We start from the raw sequence: 17,587 nt of genomic DNA, 5'->3' as shown, positions 1-17,587 counted from the left end.
TTCCTATTTCTTGTTCTGCTGCTGGCGCCGCAGATCCGCGATGATCTCTCTTACCTGCTTGCGGGCCGCATCGATACTGCCGCCGGTATCGATGACGTAATCGGCGCGTGCCCGCTTTTCCGTATCCGGCGTCTGCCGGGAGAGAATCATGTTGAATTTTTCCTCCGTCATGCCCGGCCGGGCAAGCACCCTTTCTCTCTGAATCTGTGGATCACAGCTGACGACGACGATCTTTTCGACCCTCTTTTCCGCGCCGGTTTCGAAAAGAAGCGGGATATCCAGCACCAGCATATCGGCGCCCGCCTGCCGCTGACGTTCCAGGAACTCGCACTCTCGCTCACGAACGAGCGGATGGATGATGGCTTCGAGGCGCTTGAAACCGGAGGGATCGCCCGCAAGCTTCCGGCTCAGTTCCTGCCGGTCGACTTTGCCGTCGCTCGTCGTACCCGGGAAGGCAGCCTCGACGAGGGGAACCGCCTCGCCGCCATAGAGATCATGTACGATCGCATCGGAATCGTTCACCGGGATTCCGGCTTCGGCGAAGAGTTTCGCCGAGGTCGATTTTCCCATGCCGATCGATCCCGTCAGCCCGATCCTGATCATCAGTGTTTTTCCATATCCGCGATGATCAACGCCCTCAAAGTATCATCAACCACCGGACGCTTTCCGAACCATTTTTCGAAGCCGGGCACCGCCTGGTGCAACAGCATGCCAAGACCATCGACGATGGCAAAGCCCTGTTGCTCGGCCTGCGCCAGAAGCGGCGTCTTCAAGGGTACATAGACAATGTCGGTGACGACAGCCTCTTGTACAAGAGGCGAGAAATCGATCCGCGGCGCGGCTTCGCCGTCCATGCCAAGCGAGGTCGTGTTGATGAAGAGGCCAGCACCCCGCATGACGTCATTGAGCGCTGCCATCGGATGGGCACGAACCCGTTGGCCGAACCGATCCGCCAATTCCCGCGCCCGCTCGACCGTGCGGTTGACGACGTGGATTTCCTTGAAGCCGCGATCGCGCACGGCCTGTATCACCGCCCGGCTCGCGCCGCCTGCCCCGAGGATCACGGCACGATCGTTGCGATCCCAGCCGGGATGACGCTCATCGAGGTTCGCCGTGAAACCGCCGCCATCGGTATTCGTCGCATGCAGCAGCCCATCCTCGAGCCACAAAGTGTTGGACGCGCCGAGTTCTTCCGAAAGCTCGTCCGGCCGATCGGCGAGTTTGAATGCCGCTTCCTTGTGGGGAATCGTGACATTGCCGCCGACGAAGCCACTGGTGCCAGCTTTCAGAGACGCGATGAAAGCTGCGAAATCCTCTGCGGGGACTTCATGCGCGCGATAGCTGCCGGCCAGGCCGAGCTGCTTCAGCCAGTAACCGTGGATCAGCGGCGAGCGTGAATGCCTGATCGGATAACCCGTTACGAAAGCGTTTACGCCCAGTGTTTCACGTGAATCATCCATCGATTGCCCCCAGTTCACGCAGTTTTTCAAGCAGCGGCAGCATCGGCAACCCGACGATCGTGAAATAATCACCGTCGATTTTCGAGAAAAGCTGGATGCCCTCTCCCTCGAGCTGATAGGCCCCGACGCTCGACAATGCCCTCTCTCCGACACAGCCGAGATGCCGATGAATGAAATCAGCCGGCAGCTGCCGCATGGTCAGATCGGCGTGCGACACATGCTCCCAGATGATATCGCCATTGCGCGCGAGCGCGATGGCGCTGTTCAGGCGATGCGTCTTGCCCGACAAGGTCCGCAAGTGATTTTCCGCATCCGCCATCGACTTCGGCTTGTGGAAGACCTGGGCTCCGAGCGACATGGTCTGATCCGAACCGATGACAAGCGAGCCGGAGAAGCGATCGCTGACGTCCTTCGCCTTCGCCTTTGCCAGCACGAGCGCGACGGCATCCGGACTGGCGCCATCCCGTTCCAGCGGCGCTTCGATCGCGCGTTCGTCGATATCGGCCGCGATGGCCTGGAAATGCAATCCGGCATTTTCCATCAGCATACGGCGGAACGGACTTGACGACGCAAGGATAAGGGGCACGGTCATGACGGCTGCCTCCGAGACAATAATGTGCAGCGCTTAACGCAGCTTGGGGCGCAGGGCAACAATGGCGGCGGCGGTCTCTTCGATCGAGCGCCGCGTGACATCAATGATCGGCCAATTGTGCCGTGCGCAAAGCGAACGGGCATATTTCAACTCTTCGGAGATGGCGGCACGATCCGTATAGTCGCCACGATCGAAGCCGGGCGTCGTGCCGAGAATGCGGTTTTCGCGTACCTGCGAGATCCGGTCGGTCGTTGCCACCAGTCCGACGATCAATGGCTTCGTCGCCCTGCTCAGACTCTCCGGCAACGGCACGCCATGGACGATGGGGATATTGGCGGTCTTGATGCCGCGATTGGCCAGATAGATGCTCGTCGGCGTTTTCGAGGTGCGGCTGATGCCGATGATGACGACATCGGCATCGTCATAATCATCCGGCATCTGCCCGTCATCATGATCCATGGTGAAGTTCAACGCCTCGATGCGGGCGAAGTAATCGGCATTCATCACATGCTGGGCGCCGACCCGGCGGCGCGATGCCGTGCCGAGATAGGTCTGGAAGACATTCATGACCGGTTCGAGAACATTGACTGATGGTACGCCCATCTCCTTGCATCGCTCGGCAATGAAATCGGCGAGTTCGCGATCGACGATGGTATAGAGGACGATGCCGGGGCTGTTGTCGATCGCTTCCAGAACCGGCAGCAGCTGCTTGCGGTTTCTGATCAGCGGATAAACATGCTCGATCGGCTGGCTGGCATGGAATTGTACCGAGGCGGCACGGCCGGCGGAGATGAGAGTCTCGCCCGTTGAGTCAGAAATCAGGTGCAGATGAAAGAAGCTCGTTCGGTTTTCCACGCTACTTTCCATCACCTGTTGATATCTCGGGAGAAAAGAGAGGTACGAGAAGGGGCCTGTCTTCGGCAAGTGGAAAACGGCCGAGTTTTCCACATTTGGGATTTTCGCGAGATGGCTTTCACCAGGGCTGTGGGCAATGTGGATAAGATCGGCAACGCCACTTCCATTCCCGATTTATCCACAGAGGGAGCAGAGTCGGATCTCTCTCCAAGCTCCTCAAAAGATTGAAAAATCATCTTATCTTTCCACATATCGGCAACTCGCGTCGGAATCTTTGCGGATATGTGCGCAAGGCGCGACAAATTGGACCGGCGATGGATGAACTTTAATCCTTGCTACTCACCGACTCTAAGAAATAGAAACCTTTAGATATATGTTTGATTTTATATAGGACGACGTCTGTGATCGATGAACGCCGGAAGATCATGCGAGTGCTGAGCGGAGAAACGCTCACCCCTCCCCCTCTCTGGCTGATGCGGCAGGCGGGCCGTTATCTCCCCGAATATCGTGAAACTCGTGCGAAGGCGGGAAGCTTCCTCGATCTCTGTTATACGCCCGACCATGCGGTCGAGGTGACGATGCAGCCGATCCGGCGCTACGGCTTCGATGCCGCCATTCTCTTTTCCGACATTCTCGTTATCCCCGACGCATTGAAGCGGAATGTTCGCTTCACCGAAAGGCATGGACCGGAGATGGATCCGATCGATGAAACAGGAATCCTGGCATTGAAGCCGGAGGGGATCATGGCGTATCTGGCCCCGGTCATGGAAACGGTAGGGAGGCTGCGGCGGGAGCTGCCGGTGGAGACGACGCTCCTCGGCTTCTGCGGCGCCCCCTGGACTGTTGCGACCTACATGATCGCCGGTCATGGCACGCCCGATCAGGCGCCTGCCCGGCTATTTGCCTATCGCCATCCCAAGGCGTTCGAACATCTCTTGATGCTGCTTGCCGATATCTCCGCCGATTATCTCGTGGCGCAGATCGATGCCGGCGCCGATGCCGTGCAGATCTTCGATTCCTGGGCCGGCGTGCTCGGCGAAAGGGAATTCGAGGCTTTTGCCGTCAAGCCGGTTGCGAAAATGATTGCATCGGTCAAGGCACGGCGGCCACAGGCTCGCATCATCGCTTTCGCCAAGGGTGCGGGCTATCTGCTGAAGACCTATCGGCAGAAGACAGGCGCCGATGCGATCGGTCTCGACTGGTCTGTGCCGCTCGCTTTTGCGCAGGAACTTCAAAAGGATGGGCCTGTGCAGGGAAACCTCGATCCGATGCGCGTGGTCGCCGGCGGCAAGGCTCTGGAGGACGGGATCGACGATATCCTGCAGCATCTTGGCGGTGGCCCGCTGATCTTCAATCTCGGGCATGGCATTACGCCACAGGCGGATCCCGATAACGTCGCCAGACTTGTCGAGCGCGTGCGGGGATGGAGGAACTGATGGCGGTGGAAAAGCAGACGGATGCCGCACCGGGCCAGAAAGCCGGACGACGCGCCTATTTCATGATCCTGATCTTTGCGGTCCTGACGATCGGGCTCTTCGCCTGGCATCCGGCCGATCTCTATCTCTGGATCAAGGCGCTGCATATCATCGCCGTCATTTCTTGGATGGCCGGCATGTTCTATCTGCCGCGGCTTTTCGTTTATCATACCGATGCCGAACCGGGTTCGCAGCAATCCGAAACCTTCAAGGTGATGGAACAGCGGCTGTTGCGCTACATCATCACGCCGGCGATGATCCTGACCTGGATTTTCGGGCTTTATCTTGCCTGGTCGGTCTATGATTTCCATGGCGGATGGCTGCACGCCAAGATCGGGCTTGTGGTCCTGCTATCGGCGGTTCATGGACATTTCAGCAGCGCGGCACGCGCCTTTGCCCGCGATGAAAACAAGCATTCGGCACGCTACTGGCGGATCATGAATGAGGCGCCGACGCTGCTGATGATCGCGATCGTCATTCTCGTGGTCGTGAAGCCATTTGCGTGAGACGGGGTGCGTGAGACGGGGCTGAATTAGGGGCGACGTTAAATTTCTCTCATTTTGCGTGCCCCCCTTGCGGTTCAGAAAGTGAGTCGCTATTTTCCCGCCATCTTCTCTTCGTGGCATGTATCCATTCTGTCGCCCGCGAGCGCCCCTATCGCGGTTCTGAATACGAGCAACATTGCCTTTCCCCTCCTAAAAAAATGAGTAATTCCCTTCATGGCTGAAATGAAGCTTCAGGAACTGAAAAATAAATCCCCGACTGATCTCCTGGCCTTTGCCGAATCGCTCGAGGTTGAAAACGCGAGCACGATGCGCAAACAGGAATTGATGTTTGCCATCCTGAAAGAATTGGCGAGCCAGGACGTGGAAATCATCGGCGAGGGCGTCGTCGAGGTTCTGCAGGACGGCTTCGGTTTCTTGCGTTCTGCCAATGCCAACTATCTTCCCGGCCCGGACGATATCTACATCTCTCCCTCCCAGATCCGCCGCTTCTCGCTGAAGACGGGCGACACGGTCGAGGGACCGATCCGCGGTCCGAAGGAAGGCGAGCGCTATTTTGCGCTGCTGAAAGTCAACACCATCAATTTCGACGATCCTGAAAAGATCCGTCACAAGGTCCACTTCGACAACCTGACGCCGCTTTATCCGAACGAGCGTTTCCGCATGGAACTCGACGTGCCCACGTCGAAGGATCTGTCGCCGCGCGTGATCGACCTTGTGGCGCCGCTCGGCAAGGGCCAGCGCGGCCTGATCGTCGCGCCGCCGCGCACCGGTAAGACCGTCCTGCTGCAGAACATCGCCCATTCGATCACGGCCAATCATCCGGATTGCTATTTGATCGTCCTCCTGATCGACGAGCGCCCGGAAGAAGTGACCGACATGCAGCGCTCGGTCCGCGGCGAAGTCATCTCTTCAACCTTCGACGAACCGGCTGTCCGCCACGTCCAGGTTGCCGAAATGGTGATCGAAAAGGCCAAGCGACTTGTCGAACATGGCCGCGACGTCGTCATCCTGCTCGATTCGATCACCCGCCTCGGCCGCGCCTACAACACCGTCGTCCCCTCCTCCGGTAAGGTTCTGACCGGTGGTGTCGACGCCAACGCGCTGCAGCGACCGAAGCGCTTCTTCGGCGCAGCCCGCAATATCGAGGAAGGCGGTTCGCTGACGATTATCGCGACGGCGCTGATCGATACTGGTAGCCGCATGGACGAAGTCATCTTCGAAGAATTCAAGGGTACCGGTAACTCGGAAATTGTTCTCGACCGCAAGGTTGCCGACAAGCGCATCTTCCCGGCGATGGATATTCTCAAGTCCGGCACGCGTAAGGAAGACCTGCTGGTGCCGCGCCAGGATCTCCAGAAGATTTTCGTCCTTCGCCGTATCCTGGCTCCGATGGGCACGACCGACGCGATCGAGTTCCTGATCGACAAGCTCAAGCAGACGAAAAACAATCCGGATTTCTTCGACTCGATGAACACTTGATCATTAGCCGGATTCTTCAAGCAATCCGCCTTTGAGATACTATTTATGCTAAGATCGGGGTCGTCCTTCAGCGGCCCCGATTTCGTTTTAATGAACGAGGCTTCGTTGAGGCGAGGCATCGATGGAAATCGATTCGATGCGGATTAATGCCATGGCAGAAGACGAGACAATCTATGCGCTTTCCAGCGGCGGCTTGCCGGCCGGCGTAGCCGTAATCCGCATTAGCGGGTGCTTGGCTTTTCCTATCGCTCAGTCGCTTGCCGGGACGTTGCCGGCTCCGCGTGTGGCTGCGCTTAAAACGATTCGGACTCGTAACGGTTTAACCATCGACCGCGGTCTTGTTCTGATTTTTCCCGGCCCAGCCTCATTTACCGGGGAGGATTGCGTCGAGATTCATGTTCATGGCGGCAAAGCCGTGGTGAATGCGCTTCTGACGGAACTCGCCACCTTCGATCGGTGCCGTCTTGCGGAGCATGGAGAATTCTCGCGCCGCGCGCTTGAGAGTGGGAAGATGGATCTTGTCGAGGTGGAAGGCCTGGCGGACCTTATCAGTGCCGAAACCGAGATGCAGCGACGGCTCGCGTTGGAACACGCTGCCGGCGGCCTATCGGAGCTCTATAATGGTTGGGCTGAGCGGTTGACGCGCGCACGCGCGCTGATCGAAGCTGAACTCGATTTCGCCGACGAGGACGACGTGCCCGGCTCGGTATCGGAGATGGTATGGGCGGATGTGAAGCGCCTGCGTTCCGAACTGTCCGATCATCTCAAGGGTGCTGATCTGGGTGAGATTATCCGCGACGGCTTGAAAGTGGTGATTGCCGGGCCGCCGAATGCCGGTAAGTCCAGCCTGATGAATGCTCTGGCAAAGCGTGAGGTGGCGATCGTCACCGACATCGCCGGAACGACGCGAGACGTTCTGCATATCGACCTGAATATCGAGGGATATGCCGTGAAGCTTTATGATACAGCTGGCCTGCGGGAAACCGATGAAATTGTCGAGCGCGAGGGGATACGCCGCGCCCTTAAGACCGTCGCAGATGCCGATCTCGTTTTGTCGTTGGCGGAGATCGGCGATCGCCCTCAGCTGGATTTCCCAGGTTTCTCCGGCAAGATCGTCACGCTGGGCACGAAATCCGACTTGCACCCTGGCAGGGGCGAGCACGACTATGACGTGCTCATCTCGTCAGAGACGAGCGCGGGATTGTCGGCGTTGCATCAATTTCTTCGACAGGATCTTCAAGATCGTTCAGAATCCCTATCATTGGCGTTGCCGAGCCGCCTGCGGCATCGGACGCTGCTCAATGAGTGTCTCACCGCAGTTGCGGCAGCACGTGCCTCTGAAGATCGGGGTCTCGATATCAGGGCCGAGTATTTGCGGCAGGCGGCCACGAGCTTGGGACGCATCACGGGGCGCGTCGACGTCGAGGATTTGTTGGATGTCATCTTCTCGGAATTCTGCATCGGCAAATGATTCACGTGAAACATGTCCGATTGAATGACGGACCAGCGTTTCACGTGAAACCTTCTTGACTCCTGAAATTGGTATGCCAAACAGACGGCACGACCGAGGACTTGATGATGTTCGATGAAGTATATGATGTGATCGTTGTCGGAGGCGGCCACGCTGGCAGCGAGGCCGCGGCCGCGTCTGCGCGCCTGGGCGCACGCACCGCGCTGGTGACACATAAGCGAGAGACGATCGGCGTCATGTCCTGCAATCCCGCCATCGGCGGTCTCGGCAAGGGCCATCTCGTGCGCGAAATCGATGCGCTCGATGGCTTGATGGGGCGCGTTGCCGATGCGGCGGGCATTCAATTCCGCATGCTCAATCGCAAGAAAGGGCCTGCCGTGCGCGGTCCGCGCACGCAGGCGGATCGCAAGCTCTATCGGTTGGCCATGCAGGCCGAAATCGCCGCGATCGAGAATCTCGATGTTATTGAGGGCGATGCATTCGATCTCGTCCTAGAGCATGGGCGAGTATCCGCCATCACCTTGAAGAACGGCAGGGCCATCCGTTGTGGCGCTGTCGTTCTGACGACCGGAACTTTTCTTCGTGGCCTTATTCATATTGGCGATAAGAAAATTCCGGCTGGGCGCGTTGGCGAAGAGCCTTCGGTCGGCCTTTCAGGCACGCTGTTGCGGCATGGGCTTGCCCTGGGGCGCTTGAAGACCGGAACGCCGGCTCGCCTTGACGGCACGACGATCGACTGGGACTCTGTCGGAAGGCAGGGGGCGGACGAAGATCCGACGCCCTTTTCTTTCATGACTGATCGCATCGTGAATCCGCAGATCGAATGTGGCGTGACGCGAACGACCCCGGAAACGCATAGGATCATCGCTGATAATCTCAAACGATCGGCGATGTATTCCGGGCAGATCGAGGGCGTCGGACCACGCTATTGCCCTTCCATCGAGGACAAGATCGTTAAGTTCGGGGAACGGGACGGCCACCAAATATTCCTGGAGCCAGAGGGTCTCGACGATACGACCGTCTACCCGAACGGCATATCAACCTCCATGCCCGAGGACGTTCAAGAGAATTTCATCAAAACCATTCCGGGTCTGGAACGAGTCCGAATCCTGCAACACGCCTATGCCATTGAATATGATCATGTGGATCCGCGCGAGCTGAAACTCTCCTTGGAGGTGGAAAAGATTCCCGGTCTCTTCCTGGCCGGTCAGATCAACGGCACCACCGGATATGAAGAGGCTGGCGCGCAGGGCCTTGTGGCAGGCCTCAATGCCGCGCGTCTCGCTTCCGGTGGCAAGGCCATCGAATTCAGCCGAACGGACTCCTATATCGGTGTGATGATCGATGATCTGACGTCGCGCGGCGTTGCGGAACCCTATCGTATGTTTACCTCCCGCGCGGAATATCGTCTTTCTCTGCGGGCGGACAATGCGGATGTGCGCTTGACGCCGGTCGGCTTGTCTATTGGTTGCGTCGGTACTGATCGTGCATCGCGTTTCGATCGATATTTGACAAAACTTGACCAGGCGCGTACGCGCCTGAAGGATTTAAAGATCACGCCAAGCGAAGCCGAAAAAGCCGGGATGCATCTGAACAAGGATGGTCAGCGGCGTTCCGCTTATGAACTCCTCTCGCATCCGGGTCAATCGATCGAAGCATTGTCGCGTCTTTGGCCGGAGCTGCAGTCCACGGAACGCGGCGTTGCCGAAGCGATCGAGATCGAGGCTGCCTATGCCGTCTATATGGATCGACAGACAGCGGATATAGCGCAGGCCCGGAGAGAGGAAGAGCGTGCCATCCCCTCTGACTTCGACTTCGCTGTCCTCTCGGGACTGTCCAACGAATTGAAGCAGAAACTCGCTGCGGCAAATCCGAAGAACATTGCTCAGGCATCGCGGATCGATGGAATGACGCCGGCGGCCATTTCTCTGTTGCTGGCGCATCTGAGGAAGATGAGCAGTCAGGGTGAGCAGAAGCTCGTATCCTGATATTACAAGGTTAGAGAGTCCAGAGCATGGAATTGAACGGTGTACGTGTTTCACGTGAAACACAGGAGCGGCTGCAGCATTTTGCCGAGCTCTTCCAGAAATGGGCGAAAACTATCAATCTTGTGGCGCCGTCTACCATCGACGATCTCTGGCGTCGTCATATTGCCGACAGCGCTCAGATTTTCCAGCTTCATCCCGCGCCGGACCATTGGATCGATCTAGGGAGCGGTGGCGGCTTTCCGGGGGTGATAACGGCGATTCTTCTGGCTGAAACGAGCGCTGGACATGTCGATTTGATCGAGAGCAATCAGAAGAAAGCCGCTTTCCTGCGCGTATGCCTGCGGGAATGCGAAGCGCGGGGCGCAGTTCACGCCGTTCGGATCGAAGAGGCGCCTGGTCTTGTCCAACATTGCGACGTGATCTCGGCACGGGCCCTTGCAGAGCTGGAATTGCTGCTGGATTACGCAGCGCCCTGGCGCGAGCGCAATGAAAATCTGCGGCTTTTTCTGCATAAAGGCCGGGATTACGAACGTGAGCTTGAGAAAGCCCGTGGCCGTTGGGAATTCGATCTGGTAAAACATCGGAGTGTCGTCGAGCGAGATTCCGTCATTTTGGAGCTGAGTCGCCTGCGACGCCTGAATTAACCATAATTGGATATGCGGCAGATGATCGGCGAGCGAAACCGGATTATTACCATCGCAAATCAAAAGGGCGGCGTCGGCAAGACCACGACCGCCATCAACCTGGCGACAGCGCTTGCCGCGATCGGCGAGCGCGTCCTGATCGTTGATCTCGATCCGCAAGGCAATGCCAGCACGGGTCTTGGTATCGAACGGCGAGACCGAAAACTATCCTCCTACGATCTGCTGGTCGGGACCCATTCGATCATAGATACCGTCCAGGAGACCGCCGTCCCCAATCTCTTTATCGTGCCATCGACGATGGATCTGCTCGGTATAGAGATGGAGATCGCACAGCAGTCGGATCGCGTCTTCAAACTTCGCCGGGCGCTGAATACGCCGGAGGCCCTCGCCTTCTCCTATATTCTGGTCGATTGCCCACCATCCTTCAATTTGCTGACGATGAATGCCATGGCGGCGGCACATTCCGTTCTGGTGCCACTACAGTGCGAATTTTTCGCACTGGAAGGTCTTAGCCAGCTACTGGAAACTGTCGATCAGGTTCGACGCACGGTCAATCCGTCCCTGGATATTCAAGGGATCGTTTTGACGATGTTCGATTCCCGCAACAATCTGGCACAGCAAGTGGTCAGCGATGTCCGCACCCATTTGGGTGAAAAAGTCTACCATACGTTGATACCGCGCAACGTGCGCGTGTCCGAAGCGCCTTCGTATGGCAAGCCGGCTATTCTCTACGACCTGAAATGTGCAGGCAGCCAGGCCTATCTGCAATTGGCCTCGGAAGTGATCCAGAGAGAACGGCAGCGCAAGGCTGCCGCATGATATTTTAGTATTGTCCTAGAGTGAGTATCGGTGATGAATGATGATCTTTCGAAGCGGCGTCTCGGGCGCGGACTGGCGGCTCTCATTGGTGAGATGGACCAGCCGACGCCGGTGGATGCAGGCAGGCCGGCCGTCAACCCGGATCGTCTTGTGCCGATCGAATTCATCAGCCGTAACCCGAGAAATCCACGCCGCTATTTCGATGAAACCGAGCTGCATGATCTGGCCAGCTCCATCCGCCAACATGGTATCGTCCAGCCGGTCGTCGCCCGCACGATTTCAGCGGATCGCTATGAGATCATAGCCGGCGAAAGACGCTGGCGAGCGGCTCAGCTTGCCGGCTTGATCGAAATTCCCGTCATTGTCAGGGATGTCGACGACAAGACTGCTCTTGAAATTGCGATCGTTGAAAACGTCCAGCGAGCCGACCTCAATCCATTGGAAGAGGCGCTGGGCTACGAGCAGCTGATCGCCGAGCATGGCTATACGCAGAACGATCTCGGCGAAATCATTGGCAAAAGCCGCAGCCATGTCGCCAACTCGCTGCGACTGCTGAAGCTGCCAGATCCGGTACGTGACATGCTTGCCGGCGGCAGTCTTTCTGCCGGCCATGCGCGTGCGCTGGTATCGACATCCGATCCGGCTTCGCTGGCCCGCACCATTGTTTCCAAAGGCATGTCGGTGCGAGACGCTGAGCGTCTGGCGCAGAATGACATCAAGGCGCAGAACGATCCTCGTCCCGCCGGTGCCCGCAGGGACGAAAAAGATTCCGACACGCTGGCGCTGGAACGCACACTTTCCGATACGCTCGGTTTGGACGTTTCGATCAATCATCGCGGCAACGGCGGCCAGGTGAAGATCAGCTACAAAACGCTGGAGCAGCTCGAGGAGATCTGCCGGCTGCTGGAGCGGCGCTGAAAGCGGTCTGCGACGTCAGCAATTGCAGTCAATCGACCAAAAGAGAAACCGGGTCCATTAAACTGATGGCCCCATTGCCTTTTCGGCGGGCCTTACCCCGGTGAAACATCAACCCTTTCGAGCCGATTGCAGGGTGGTTGCCAACAGGGTCTGAGTGGCAATGGTATCTTCCAGGCTTGCCCGCTGGCGTGTCTGAAGGATGGCGCTCTGCAATCTGTTCATTTCCCGGGCAATCGCCGGCGCGGTCCAGCTTCTCAGTGCCTGCTCGATGATGGGCTTGCGGCGGAAATGTAGATGACGGCCATGCGTCTGCATGACCTGGGCGGGGGCGAGCCGCTTCTCATCCATCTCCGCTCGCATCGTATCGAGCATCTGAAACTGCCGCAGACAGCCCTGCAGCACGAGGAATATCGGTGTCTTGGATGAAGCAATCCTCTGCATGGCGCGCAGGAAGGCCTCCGAATCGCCCTTCAGAATGGCGTCGACGGCGTCATCTGCGGAAACCGCGCTGGCGTCACCAATAATTTCGATAACGTGCTGCTCCTCGATCATGTCCTGGCCGCGGCAATAAAGGGCAAGCTTGCGCACCTCATTGCGGGAGGCGATGCGATCGCCGCCGAGAAGCTCCAGCAGTATCTGGCGAGCAGCCGACGTGATACGCAGCCCTTCATTTGCCAGCTCAGTATCGATCAGGCTATTGAGAGCCCTGATATCATCGGCATAGCACGGAATGGTAGCCACGCTGCGAGCCGGCTCCGCGACCTTGCGCAATCCCGATCCTTTTTTGAGATCGCCGGCTTCGATGATGACAAAGCTGGCATCCGGAGGATTGTCGGCAACGATCTGCAGCGAATCGATGAGTACCTTTTCGTTGGCGGCGCCGCGAATCCAGACGAGCTTCTCGCCGCCGAACAGACCGATGGCATTCACTTCGTCAAGCAGGCGGCCGGCATCATTCTGCAGGTCCGCGACGTCGAGCTTGATGAGCGAGAAGGCGTCGTTCAGGTCGACGCCGGTCTTGCCGGCTATTTGCGCGGCACGCTCGGACACCAGGCCGCGATCCGGCCCATAAATGACGAAGATGCGATAGTTTCGCGCGGCATTTTGGAGGAATCCGTCGAATTCGTGAGACTTGACTTCCGCCATGCCGCGCTCTTTATCAGCGGCTGAGCGCGGCGGCTATGTCGGCAGCCACCATCTCGGCAACTTCACGAGCCGCACGGTCTTCCGAATCACGGATCGCGCGCTGCTTGGCGAATTCCTGCGTCGGGAAGTCGACGAGCGACGTTACCGAGCGGCTGCCGGATTTAATGACCTTACCCGTGACTGCTTCCCTCAGCGTGAAGGACGCGGTCACCGTGGTACGCCCGGCTGCCGACGTACTGGACGACGGCAGATAGATAACGCCTCCCGTACCGGAGGCGACACTGAGGTCGACGGTATATTTCGGCGTTTTCGTCTCGCCAGCGCCTCGGCCCGCAATGAAGATCAGCTGATTGCGGACCTGCAGACCGACACGCGAGCCGGTGTCGGAGAAAGCGACTTCGGAAAGCTTCTGCGTGACACCGGTGCTGACGGCATAGAGCGGTCGAACCTGGCAGGAAGACAAAAGGCCGGCACCGGCCACAAGAGAAGCGACGCCGGCGATACGGGCGAACTTGAAAAGACTATCAGACGACAATGTTTACGATCCTCTGTGGAACGACGATGATCTTCTTTGGCGCCTGACCATTCAATGCGCTCGTAACGGCATCCAGGGCGAGCACGGCCTGCTGCACGGCATTCTGATCTGCATCGCGCGCGATTGTCAATTCAGCGCGCTTCTTGCCGTTGATCTGAACGGGATAGACGATCTCGTTTTCGATGACGAGCGCCTCGTCATAGACTGGCCATGCGCTCGTCGCGATCATGTGCGTGTTGCCCAGAACTGCCGAGCATTCTTCAGCAAGATGCGGCGTGATCGGCGCAACCAGCGCAATCAAGATTTCGACGGCCTCGCGGGCGGCGGAGCGGTAGGTACTATCGGCCTGGCCGGCTGCAACCTTGCTCAGCGGAGCCGCCAGCGAATTGACGAATTCGTAGATGCGCGCCACGGCCTTGTTGAAGGCAAGCTTGTCGTAATCACCCTGAACGGCTTTCAGCGTGCGATGGGCGATCTGCGAGATAGCCAGCGCTTCGCCTTCCTTAGCCGGAGTCGGCTCGACCGGCTTCAGGGCGTCGGCGGCTTCTGATACCAGGCGCCACATGCGCTGCGTGAAACGATGCGCGCCTTCGACGCCAGCTTCCGACCAGATGACGTCGCGATCGGGCGGCGAATCGGAGAGCACGAAGAAGCGGGCCGTGTCGGCGCCGTAGGAGGCGATGATGTCATCTGGATCGACGACGTTCTTCTTCGACTTCGACATTTTCTCGATGGAGCCGATGGCGATGTCCTCGCCTGATGACAGCAGCGTGGCGCGGCGTCGGCCGTCCACTTCCTCTATTCTGATATCGGCCGGCGACACCCATTCGCGCGTCAGGCCGTTGGCGCGGCTATAGGTCTCGTGCACCACCATCCCCTGCGTGAACAGGCCCTTGAAGGGTTCCTTCACGTCGAGGTGGCCGGTTTCACGCATGGCGCGGGTGAAGAAGCGCGAATAGAGCAGGTGCAGGATCGCGTGCTCGATACCGCCGATATACTGATCGACGGGCAGCCAGTGGTTGGCGGCCTCCTGATCGGTCGGCTGGCTTTCCCAGGGCGCGGTGAAGCGGGCGAAATACCAGCTCGAATCGACGAAAGTATCCATCGTATCGGTTTCACGCCGCGCATCCTTGCCGCATTGCGGGCAGGCGACATGCCGCCAGGTCGCGTGCCGGTCGAGCGGGTTGCCCGGCTGGTCGAAAGTCACGTCGTCGGGCAGCCGGACCGGCAGATCCTGCTTCGGAACCGGCAGCACGCCGCAATCGTCGCAATGGATGACCGGGATCGGGCAGCCCCAATAGCGCTGACGGGAAATGCCCCAGTCGCGCAGGCGGAAATTCACCTTGCGCTCGGCCTGCGGCGCATTGCCGAGGCTTGTTTCCGAGAGCTTCGTTGCCACCGTCTCGAAGGCTTCCTCGATGCTCATGCCGTCGAGGAAGCGGGAATTGATCATCACGCCATCGCCGTCATAGGCGGTGTCGCCGATGCTGAAGCTTGCGGCATCACCATCCCTCGGCATGACGACGGCAACGACGGGCAGGCCGTATTTACGCGCGAAATCCAGGTCGCGCTGGTCGCCGGACGGGCAGCCGAAAATGGCGCCGGTGCCATAGTCCATCAGCACGAAATTGGCGATGTAGACGGGCAGTTCCCAGGACGGGTCGAAGGGATGGCGGACCCGGATGCCCGTGTCCATGCCCTTCTTCTCGGCCGTTTCAAGCGCAGCCAGCGAGGTACCGGCGCGGCGGCATTCCTCGCAGAAGGCCTCGATCGCCGAATCCTTGGCGGCGGCTTCCTTGGCGAGCGGGTGATCGGCGGAGATTGCCAGGAAAGAGGCGCCGAACAGCGTGTCCGGCCGGGTCGTATAAACAGTGATCTCGCGATCGCTGTTAGGCGCGGTTTCCGGTACGATTTCCCAGCGGACGGTCAGGCCCTCCGACCGGCCGATCCAGTTCTTCTGCATCAACCGCACTTTTTCCGGCCAATGATCCAGCGTATCCAGGGCATCCAGTAGATCCTGGCTGAATTCGGTGATCTTGAAGAACCATTGCGTCAGCTCACGCTGTTCCACGAGCGCGCCGGAGCGCCAGCCGCGGCCGTCGATGACCTGTTCGTTGGCGAGAACGGTATTGTCGACCGGATCCCAATTGACCTTGGATTTCTTGCGATAGACCAGGCCCTTCTCCATCATGTCGATGAAGAGCATCTGCTGGCGATGGTAGTAGTCGACATCGCAGGTCGCGAATTCGCGGCTCCAGTCCAGCGACAGGCCCATGGCCTTCAGCTGGGTGCGCATCGAAGCGATGTTCTGGTAGGTCCATTCCTTCGGATGCACCTTGTTGTCGCGCGCGGCGTTTTCCGCCGGCATGCCGAAGGCGTCCCAGCCCATCGGATGCAGCACGTTGTAGCCGCGGGCGCGCTTGTAGCGCGCGACGACATCGCCCATGGCGTAGTTGCGCACATGGCCCATATGGATGCGGCCCGACGGATAGGGAAACATCTCCAGAACGTAGTATTTCTCACGCGGATCGGCATTATCGGTCACGAAGACCTTTTCTTCGTTCCATTTTTCCTGCCAGCGGGGCTCGGCGTCGCGCGGATTATAACGTTCGGTCGTCATCTGATCTTGTATTCCGGAAAATCATGGGGAGTTAGGGGTGACCTTCACCACGAAACTATCCAAGCGTCAAGTTTAGCGGTTGCGGCAAGTGCCTTATCTTGCAAAGCAAAGCCGGATTCGGGCGCATTCGCCCTTGGCAAAGGCCATCAGCCTCATTACTGCAAAGTCTGAGAAGCAAGCGAACATATCGAGACGAAAAGATGGAACTTCAAGAGCGCCTGAACGAAGTCCGTTCCCATATCGCGGCAGCCGAACGCCAGGCTGGCCGACCCACCGGCGCCGTGCAGCTCGTTGCCGTTTCCAAGACCTTCGATGCCGATCAGATCCGCCCGGCGATTTCGGCCGGCCAGCGGGTATTCGGCGAAAACCGCGTGCAGGAAAGCCAGGGCAAATGGCCGGAACTGAAGGCCGAAACGCCCGGGATCGAGCTGCATCTGATCGGGCCGCTGCAATCGAACAAGGCGGCGGATGCCGTAACGCTGTTCGACGTTATCGAGACGATCGACCGAGAAAAGATCGCGCGCGCCATTGCCGACGAAATGGAGCGGCAGGGCAAGACTTTGAGGCTCTATGTGCAGGTCAATACCGGCCTCGAGCCGCAAAAAGCGGGTATCGCGCCTGATGATACCGTCGCTTTCGTCGATCTTTGCCGCAAGGAACTCGGTCTTTCGATCGAGGGTCTGATGTGCATTCCGCCGGCCGAGGAAAACCCCGGGCCGCATTTCGCCCTGCTCGCCCTGCTCGCCGAGCAGGCCGGCGTCGAAAAGCTCTCCATGGGCATGTCGAGCGATTACGAGACCGCCGTCGCTTTCGGCGCGACCAGCGTTCGCGTCGGTTCCGCGATTTTTGGGGCGCGATAAATTCTCCCAAAAATAAACGTGCCGAAAGTCTTTGGCGCGGGGATTATAAGAACGACCTCCAATCGAAGATTTTCACCACCCGCCCTCGTGGTTCGAGGCTTCGGCCCCTTCGACAGGCTCAGGAGCCTGCGCGCCTCACCAGGAGCAACCATTAGTTCAAGCGGTCCATGGGCTATTTCTGGCAAGAACGGTGTTGACGTAGATCACGAGTTTTCTGGC

16 protein-coding genes are annotated in these 17,587 nt (G+C 58.6%); 9 read left to right on the top strand and 7 right to left on the bottom strand.

Going from position 1 to position 17,587, the window contains the following annotated elements:
* Nucleotides 1–3 precede the first annotated feature (3 nt).
* From coaE to ACPYOP_RS24445, 4 genes are read right to left on the bottom strand one after another with little or no spacing between them, the layout of a single operon-like run.
* The gene (coaE, locus tag ACPYOP_RS24460) at nucleotides 4–603 is read right to left on the bottom strand and encodes a dephospho-CoA kinase (RefSeq protein WP_481412868.1); all 600 of its coding nucleotides are present in this window, start codon (nucleotides 601–603) and stop codon (nucleotides 4–6) included.
* Nucleotides 603–1,460 carry a shikimate dehydrogenase gene (locus ACPYOP_RS24455; protein WP_481412867.1) on the bottom strand — a complete coding sequence of 286 codons (858 nt, stop codon included), beginning with the start codon at nucleotides 1,458–1,460 and terminating at the stop codon, nucleotides 603–605. The genes coaE and ACPYOP_RS24455 overlap by 1 nt, the downstream gene beginning before the upstream one ends.
* Nucleotides 1,453–2,052, bottom strand: a complete 600-nt coding sequence (locus ACPYOP_RS24450; RefSeq protein WP_481412866.1) for a Maf-like protein — start codon at nucleotides 2,050–2,052, stop codon at nucleotides 1,453–1,455. Before ACPYOP_RS24450 ends, ACPYOP_RS24455 begins: the two co-directional genes overlap by 8 nt.
* A gap of 33 nt (nucleotides 2,053–2,085) precedes the next feature.
* On the bottom strand, nucleotides 2,086–2,907 hold the full coding sequence (locus ACPYOP_RS24445) for a pyruvate, water dikinase regulatory protein (protein ID WP_481412865.1): 822 nt from the start codon (nucleotides 2,905–2,907) through the stop codon (nucleotides 2,086–2,088).
* A gap of 425 nt (nucleotides 2,908–3,332) precedes the next feature.
* Between ACPYOP_RS24445 and hemE the strand changes: the two genes are divergently transcribed.
* The 8 genes from hemE to ACPYOP_RS24405 all read left to right on the top strand — a co-directional run bounded on the left by hemE (nucleotide 3,333) and on the right by ACPYOP_RS24405 (nucleotide 12,207).
* Entirely contained in the window at nucleotides 3,333–4,343 is a 1,011-nt protein-coding gene (hemE, locus tag ACPYOP_RS24440) for a uroporphyrinogen decarboxylase (RefSeq protein WP_481412901.1), read from the top strand.
* Complete coding sequence (hemJ, locus tag ACPYOP_RS24435) at nucleotides 4,343–4,888, top strand: protoporphyrinogen oxidase HemJ (protein ID WP_481412864.1); 546 nt, start codon at nucleotides 4,343–4,345, stop codon at nucleotides 4,886–4,888. Before hemE ends, hemJ begins: the two co-directional genes overlap by 1 nt.
* 213 nt (nucleotides 4,889–5,101) lie before the next feature.
* Complete coding sequence (gene rho, locus ACPYOP_RS24430; protein WP_015341775.1) at nucleotides 5,102–6,367, top strand: transcription termination factor Rho; 1,266 nt, start codon at nucleotides 5,102–5,104, stop codon at nucleotides 6,365–6,367.
* Nucleotides 6,368–6,503: 136 nt separating this feature from the next.
* Nucleotides 6,504–7,838 carry a tRNA uridine-5-carboxymethylaminomethyl(34) synthesis GTPase MnmE gene (gene mnmE / locus ACPYOP_RS24425; protein WP_481412900.1) on the top strand — a complete coding sequence of 445 codons (1,335 nt, stop codon included), beginning with the start codon at nucleotides 6,504–6,506 and terminating at the stop codon, nucleotides 7,836–7,838.
* 107 nt (nucleotides 7,839–7,945) lie between these two features.
* On the top strand, nucleotides 7,946–9,826 hold the full coding sequence (gene mnmG, locus ACPYOP_RS24420; protein WP_481412863.1) for a tRNA uridine-5-carboxymethylaminomethyl(34) synthesis enzyme MnmG: 1,881 nt from the start codon (nucleotides 7,946–7,948) through the stop codon (nucleotides 9,824–9,826).
* Nucleotides 9,827–9,852: 26 nt separating this feature from the next.
* Nucleotides 9,853–10,470 (top strand): 16S rRNA (guanine(527)-N(7))-methyltransferase RsmG, encoded by a 618-nt coding sequence (rsmG, locus tag ACPYOP_RS24415; protein WP_481412862.1) that lies wholly within the window; start codon nucleotides 9,853–9,855, stop codon nucleotides 10,468–10,470.
* 21 nt (nucleotides 10,471–10,491) lie between these two features.
* Nucleotides 10,492–11,289: a ParA family protein gene (locus ACPYOP_RS24410; RefSeq protein ID WP_481412861.1), complete on the top strand. Its 798-nt coding sequence runs from the start codon at nucleotides 10,492–10,494 to the stop codon at nucleotides 11,287–11,289.
* Nucleotides 11,290–11,322: 33 nt separating this feature from the next.
* Nucleotides 11,323–12,207, top strand: coding sequence for a ParB/RepB/Spo0J family partition protein (locus tag ACPYOP_RS24405; protein ID WP_481412860.1), 885 nt, complete (start codon nucleotides 11,323–11,325; stop codon nucleotides 12,205–12,207).
* A 108-nt stretch (nucleotides 12,208–12,315) separates the two neighbouring features.
* Here ACPYOP_RS24405 and holA read toward each other — a convergent pair whose 3' ends face one another.
* The 3 genes from holA to leuS are packed head-to-tail and all read right to left on the bottom strand — an operon-like array spanning nucleotide 12,316 to nucleotide 16,508.
* Nucleotides 12,316–13,353 (bottom strand): DNA polymerase III subunit delta, encoded by a 1,038-nt coding sequence (gene holA, locus ACPYOP_RS24400; protein ID WP_481412859.1) that lies wholly within the window; start codon nucleotides 13,351–13,353, stop codon nucleotides 12,316–12,318.
* A gap of 13 nt (nucleotides 13,354–13,366) precedes the next feature.
* Complete coding sequence (lptE, locus tag ACPYOP_RS24395; RefSeq protein ID WP_481412858.1) at nucleotides 13,367–13,888, bottom strand: LPS assembly lipoprotein LptE; 522 nt, start codon at nucleotides 13,886–13,888, stop codon at nucleotides 13,367–13,369.
* The gene (gene leuS / locus ACPYOP_RS24390; protein ID WP_481412857.1) at nucleotides 13,878–16,508 is read right to left on the bottom strand and encodes a leucine--tRNA ligase; all 2,631 of its coding nucleotides are present in this window, start codon (nucleotides 16,506–16,508) and stop codon (nucleotides 13,878–13,880) included. Before leuS ends, lptE begins: the two co-directional genes overlap by 11 nt.
* A 200-nt stretch (nucleotides 16,509–16,708) precedes the next feature.
* On the opposite strand from leuS, the gene ACPYOP_RS24385 reads away from it, so the two are divergent.
* Nucleotides 16,709–17,368: a YggS family pyridoxal phosphate-dependent enzyme gene (locus ACPYOP_RS24385; RefSeq protein WP_481412856.1), complete on the top strand. Its 660-nt coding sequence runs from the start codon at nucleotides 16,709–16,711 to the stop codon at nucleotides 17,366–17,368.
* Nucleotides 17,369–17,587 lie beyond the last annotated feature (219 nt).

It is taken from the genome of Rhizobium sp. KNZ2-6A (assembly GCF_056755475.1).
This window is presented reverse-complemented; position numbering and strand designations above follow the sequence as displayed.

Coding starts and splice junctions, on each gene's coding strand:
- rho (WP_015341775.1), top strand. CDS start 5,102: ATGGCTGAAATGAAGCTTCAGGAACTGAAAAATAAATCCCCGACTGAT.
- mnmE (WP_481412900.1), top strand. CDS start 6,504: ATGCGGATTAATGCCATGGCAGAAGACGAGACAATCTATGCGCTTTCC.
- leuS (WP_481412857.1), bottom strand. CDS start 16,508: ATGACGACCGAACGTTATAATCCGCGCGACGCCGAGCCCCGCTGGCAG.
- ACPYOP_RS24410 (WP_481412861.1), top strand. CDS start 10,492: ATGATCGGCGAGCGAAACCGGATTATTACCATCGCAAATCAAAAGGGC.
- hemE (WP_481412901.1), top strand. CDS start 3,333: ATGCGAGTGCTGAGCGGAGAAACGCTCACCCCTCCCCCTCTCTGGCTG.
- ACPYOP_RS24385 (WP_481412856.1), top strand. CDS start 16,709: ATGGAACTTCAAGAGCGCCTGAACGAAGTCCGTTCCCATATCGCGGCA.
- holA (WP_481412859.1), bottom strand. CDS start 13,353: ATGGCGGAAGTCAAGTCTCACGAATTCGACGGATTCCTCCAAAATGCC.
- hemJ (WP_481412864.1), top strand. CDS start 4,343: ATGGCGGTGGAAAAGCAGACGGATGCCGCACCGGGCCAGAAAGCCGGA.
- mnmG (WP_481412863.1), top strand. CDS start 7,946: ATGTTCGATGAAGTATATGATGTGATCGTTGTCGGAGGCGGCCACGCT.
- ACPYOP_RS24405 (WP_481412860.1), top strand. CDS start 11,323: ATGAATGATGATCTTTCGAAGCGGCGTCTCGGGCGCGGACTGGCGGCT.
- ACPYOP_RS24455 (WP_481412867.1), bottom strand. CDS start 1,460: ATGGATGATTCACGTGAAACACTGGGCGTAAACGCTTTCGTAACGGGT.
- ACPYOP_RS24450 (WP_481412866.1), bottom strand. CDS start 2,052: ATGACCGTGCCCCTTATCCTTGCGTCGTCAAGTCCGTTCCGCCGTATG.
- coaE (WP_481412868.1), bottom strand. CDS start 603: ATGATCAGGATCGGGCTGACGGGATCGATCGGCATGGGAAAATCGACC.
- rsmG (WP_481412862.1), top strand. CDS start 9,853: ATGGAATTGAACGGTGTACGTGTTTCACGTGAAACACAGGAGCGGCTG.